A 4,890-nucleotide genomic window follows, 5' to 3' on the forward strand; every position below is an offset into this window, starting at 1 on the left:
AAAATCATTTGAATGATTTCTTCTTGGTCTACGTGCCATAAAATACTCCTTATATCGATGTTTATAACATCATTTGGGGAGCAAAATATCACTTATAGGTGTTGTTCAAATTTCCTGATCCACCTCTCTTTGTGCAACAAAGCCGCATAAGTTTAATAGTTTACTTAAATATAAAATTATATGTTTGATTTTTATATTGATATAATATCTTTAGGGTTTATGCTCTTTCTTGTAAAGGTGTTTAGTGACTAGGCTGAATACTGAATCTTAAAAAAATATCGGGGTACTTGAGTAAGAATAAAGCATGATATTTTCTTTATAGATTTTTATAATATTTTGGGAAAACACGTGAAATGAATGACTTACATATATTAAATGGTTTGAAAAACATTTATCTTTATGATTCATATTTACCAAATAATTCTACAAAAATTGAATTGGGTGAGGGGAATTCTAATTTAACGGGTGCAAACGGCGCAGGAAAAACATCCACCTTAAATTTAATCCCAATATTTTTTGGGGCTCGGCCTGATCGATTAATGGATCGTTCTGCCAATAAACTCAGTTTTACAGATTATTACCTTCCAAATCCACGTAGCATGATTGTGTTTGAATACAATACACCGATGGGGCTGTGCTGTGCGGTTTTTTACCGTAATCAGGATAAACAATGCTATCGCTTTATTCAAGGCAGCGCATCTGAGACTGTTTTTTCAAAATCTTCTATAGAATTCCATAAGGAACACCAGACTGTAAAAAGTCTGTTGCAAGAAATTGAAATGAAAGGTTATTACGTCAGTAAACAGATCGATAATAGTCTGGATTATGTAGCGGTTCTAACTAATGATAAAAAACGTCTGAATCGTGATTTCAAACTGAGGGATCTTGCTTCTATTTTCTCTCTTAGCGGCAAAGGCCATGAATTAAAGCATATCGGGGCATCCACCCAGATCACCTTGAATAAAACCAACTTGTTAGATAACTTCAAGCTCATGTTGGTCGATGCTTTTTTAGAAAATGAGCAGATGATGAATCAGCGCTCAAATACGCTGAATTCTTCCAGCCTCATTTCGGATATTCAGACATTACGGGAATTCGATAAGGAAAAGCCAAAACTGCAACTGGGGATCGAGCAACGACGCGCCTTAATGCAGACTTACGCTTTACTGGAGGCTTATCGAGGTCAGGCAATCAAAAAACTAGAGATCAATAATACGACAATCGCACAGCTTCGTTATCAGAGAAGCCAAGCTATTGAGCATGCTAGAGCTGAATTAAAGGTGATTGAAAATGAGATTATTGCGAATAGCTCAAATGAATCACGTGCAAAAGGTGAGTTGGAAGGCTTACAACATGCTTTGGCCTCTATAGAGGAAAATGAGAAAAATTATAAGAATCAGGATATTCTGAAAAAGCAGGAAGAATTCAATAATCTTGCCAAGTACAAGCAGGAAGCTGAAGATGCCCGCCGTTATGTGGATGAATTAGAGAAGAACCTGAAAGAAATTGTTCATAAATTTGAAAAACTTAAAAATAATGCCTTGGAAGAAAAAGACCGGGATTTAGCTGCTATTCATGAACGTAAGAATGAGGTTTCTAATTTACTACACAATTTGCAACAGGATAGGTCTCATGCTGTAGATCAACTGGCTTTGGCTGAAAAGAATGAGCTCAATGCTTTCGAGCAAAGTAAACTGGAAGAGCGCAAAATTTATGAAGATGAGGTTGATCATTGCAATAATTTGATTGCTGAAGCAGTAAACCATACACAGGAAGAACAACAGCAAATTGAAGAGTACCAGCTGAATCTTCAAGCACTCCAAAAGACCATGAGGGACAAGGAGCAACAACTCAACGCGGCGAACACTCATTTATTGCGCCTAAAAAGTGAGAACACTCGAGCCAAGACAGATTTTGATACAGCCAAACGCCATTTAGATAAATCCACGCAAACAGAACATCAGTTAAGAGATATCCTGTATCAGAAAAATACATTACTGAGCTTTCTAAAACAGTGTCCCGATGACAACTGGAAACACAACATTGCCAAACTGATTAATCCCAAATTATTTTTGCATACCGGGTTAAAGCCTTACTGGGATTCAGAACAGCAAACCGGAACTGGTGGCTTTTATGGCTTGCATCTTGATACTTCTAAACTGGAGCTGCCAGTTGAAGCGGAGTCACTCAATGAATTAGAGCAACGCCTTGCACAGGCGATTAGCATTCTGCAAGATGCCAAAGAGAAATACACTAGCAGGGAAAAAGCAGTGGCCGCATCTGCCAAAGCAGTTCAGGACTTTGAGCTGAACCTCATCAAGCTGCAGAATGAACTGCGTCAGTCCCGAGACACATTTGATAGTACCCAGCGTATATTTGAGCAGTATAAGCAAACAATCCAGATGAATGTGACAGAGCGGAGAACATTAGCCGAGGGACAACGTGATCAAGCTCGTCAGCGACTAAAACTATTCAATGAACAATTAAATGTGGAACGCCAAATGATTCATGATCGTTTTGGCAACGAAAAAACCCAAATTCAGCAGAGTTATGATTTCAAAATCAAAGAACAATTAGAACGTAATACCATGCTGGATGAAAGATCCAAGTCTGTTGTTCAGAAATATAATAATAAAATCATAGATCTGGAATCTTTGCGTAATAGTGAATTACAGCAAAAAGGTTTGGATACTGCAGTTTATCAAAAGGCACAGGATCAGCTAAAACAACTGAACCATAAATGCCATATTGTGAAAGGTTATGAAACCATCTTGATGCAGTACAAGGTTTGGTTTGAGCAGGAATATTCACGTAAAACGGGTATCTGCAGCTTAATCGGCAATCTCGAACAAGAAATTTATGCCTTCAGACAAAACTTTGACAAACTGACTGTCAAAATCGAAAAACTCAAAGAACATTCACGTCATGAAGTTAATCTTATTGAACGCAATCTTCAGCAGGTTGAAGAGGAAAACACCAAGATAGCCTCTTTAAGAAACCGTGTTAATTCAGTACTGGAAGGTATCCCGCAGATTGAACAGCTTGAGGTTGCTGAGCCGGTAAGTTTTGAATGGTTTTACCGCAATACGGAGGATCATCTCAATCGTCAGAAAGAACAGCTCAAGGAGTTGAAACAATCCCTGAACACCGTACTCAGCATTTTACGCCAGAATACTGATTTCGAGCTCTACAAGCAGTGGGAAAACCGTATGGCGCTGTTAGGTAATGTCAACACCACCACATATGATCTTTACGGTATGAAAGAAATCGAAAATATGCTGTTGGTGGATATCCCTACAAAAGAAAACCTTACGATTAACAGTTTTAAACTGGCTGCTTATGATTTACGTAATTATGGGCAATCTTTGGCTAAATTCCGCCGCAAGCTGAAGGCGATATCCAACGACCTTACGGAGCAAACCAATACAACCAATCCATTCACAGCATTAGGGAATATTCAGATTGAATTGCTCTCTGTACTTGATGGCCTCAATGTTTATGAACAGTTGGATCGCTTTGAAAAAGATCTAGATGAAGAATCGATCCAGGAATCATCTCAGCTCATACTACCGAGTGAGAAGTTAATACGGTCATTTGAATCAGCTGTTAAAGCATTAGAAAAGTCGAATGTTCAGACTGACGATATTCGCTCTTTAGTCAAACTGCGGATTAGCTATGAAGAAAATAACCGCAAGGTCTATGTGAACAATGATTCTGATTTGCTTTCCGGCAGTAGCACTGGCTTGTCACGATTAATTGTCATTATTATCTTTACGGCTTTAACACGAAAACTATGTCCAGATATCAATACAGTTATCCACGTACCCCTCGATGAAATCGGCCAGTTTGATTCACAAAATACAATGCGATTATTCGAGTTGATGCAAAAGCAGAATATTTATCTGGTCTGTGCTCAGCCGAATTTATCCAGTGAATTAAGTGAAAGTTTTGTACATAAAAATGATATCGACCGAAACTTCGGTATACGCAAGTTTAAAACCCAGAAGAACGAAAAACCTAATCCGCTTTTAGCCTAGTGGGGGCCTATTATGCAAATTGCTAAATCAATTTTTTCTGACATTGTAAATGTTTTAATTTCTGGGGGAATTATTGATGAACATGTCCATAAAGATCTCTACCACAAGCTCCAGGATGATCTGGTCTTGGAGGAAATAAATAATTATCTCGAGTGGATGGGAAAAAAGTGTGTCCGTACCAAAGATAATTATGGGTTTTACTGTGTCTTTAGTGAAAGTCGCAAGAACAAAGAAACCCGTGAACTCCTGAGAAAACAGTTCAGCGAAATTGTGTCGAAAATGGAGCCCTTAAATGATTGGCTTCGCTTATGCCGTTCAATCAAAGACAATAGCCGTATTATGCAATGCGGGGATACAGTGACTTATGGTGAACTCATCACTGAGGTTGAACGATCTCCACTGATTATGTCGCAACTTAAGGAGTTGGTCATCAAATTAGGTAAGGCATCCACCTCACCCAAAGAGCAGATTAGCTCTGTGCTTCAATACCTTGTCAGCAATCAATATTTACATCCAACAGGCAACACTGGCACGACTTATATTGCGACAGCAAAGTGGTCCGTCTTTTATGATGAGCTGGAATACATCTGTACCTTTAATGGTATCAATTACGATGAAATGCTTGAACCGGAACAGGGCGAGCTGATATGAGTGAGTTGGAATATCCGGCAGCCAAAGCGGCGAAAGCGCTCAACAACTACATCGAAAATATCGGTAATGCGATTGTATTTAACCCTAGTTACGGATAAGCTAAATTTCTAACGACATGAATTTTTGGCTTATTCTTCTGACAGAGTTGATAAGCACATAAAGATGAAAATATGCCTGCTAGAAAACCGGAAATAGTCCGATG

Annotated in this window: 2 protein-coding genes and 1 pseudogene; 2 read left to right on the forward strand and 1 reads right to left on the reverse strand. The window is 38.6% G+C overall.

The annotated features are described in order from the left end of the window. Positions 1-353 precede the first annotated feature (353 nt). Complete coding sequence (locus FTT83_RS15415) at positions 354-4,037, forward strand: ATP-binding protein (RefSeq protein WP_180176827.1); 3,684 nt, start codon at positions 354-356, stop codon at positions 4,035-4,037. A gap of 12 nt (positions 4,038-4,049) precedes the next feature. Beyond that, positions 4,050-4,688, forward strand: a complete 639-nt coding sequence (locus tag FTT83_RS15420) for a hypothetical protein (protein WP_180176828.1) — start codon at positions 4,050-4,052, stop codon at positions 4,686-4,688. A gap of 88 nt (positions 4,689-4,776) precedes the next feature. On the opposite strand, the pseudogene FTT83_RS15425 reads toward FTT83_RS15420, so the two are convergent. Beyond that, a pseudogene (locus FTT83_RS15425) lies at positions 4,777-4,890 on the reverse strand (IS982 family transposase); the annotation flags it as partial.

The organism is Acinetobacter sp. YH01018 (assembly GCF_013420295.1).
Lineage (GTDB): Bacteria > Pseudomonadota > Gammaproteobacteria > Pseudomonadales > Moraxellaceae > Acinetobacter.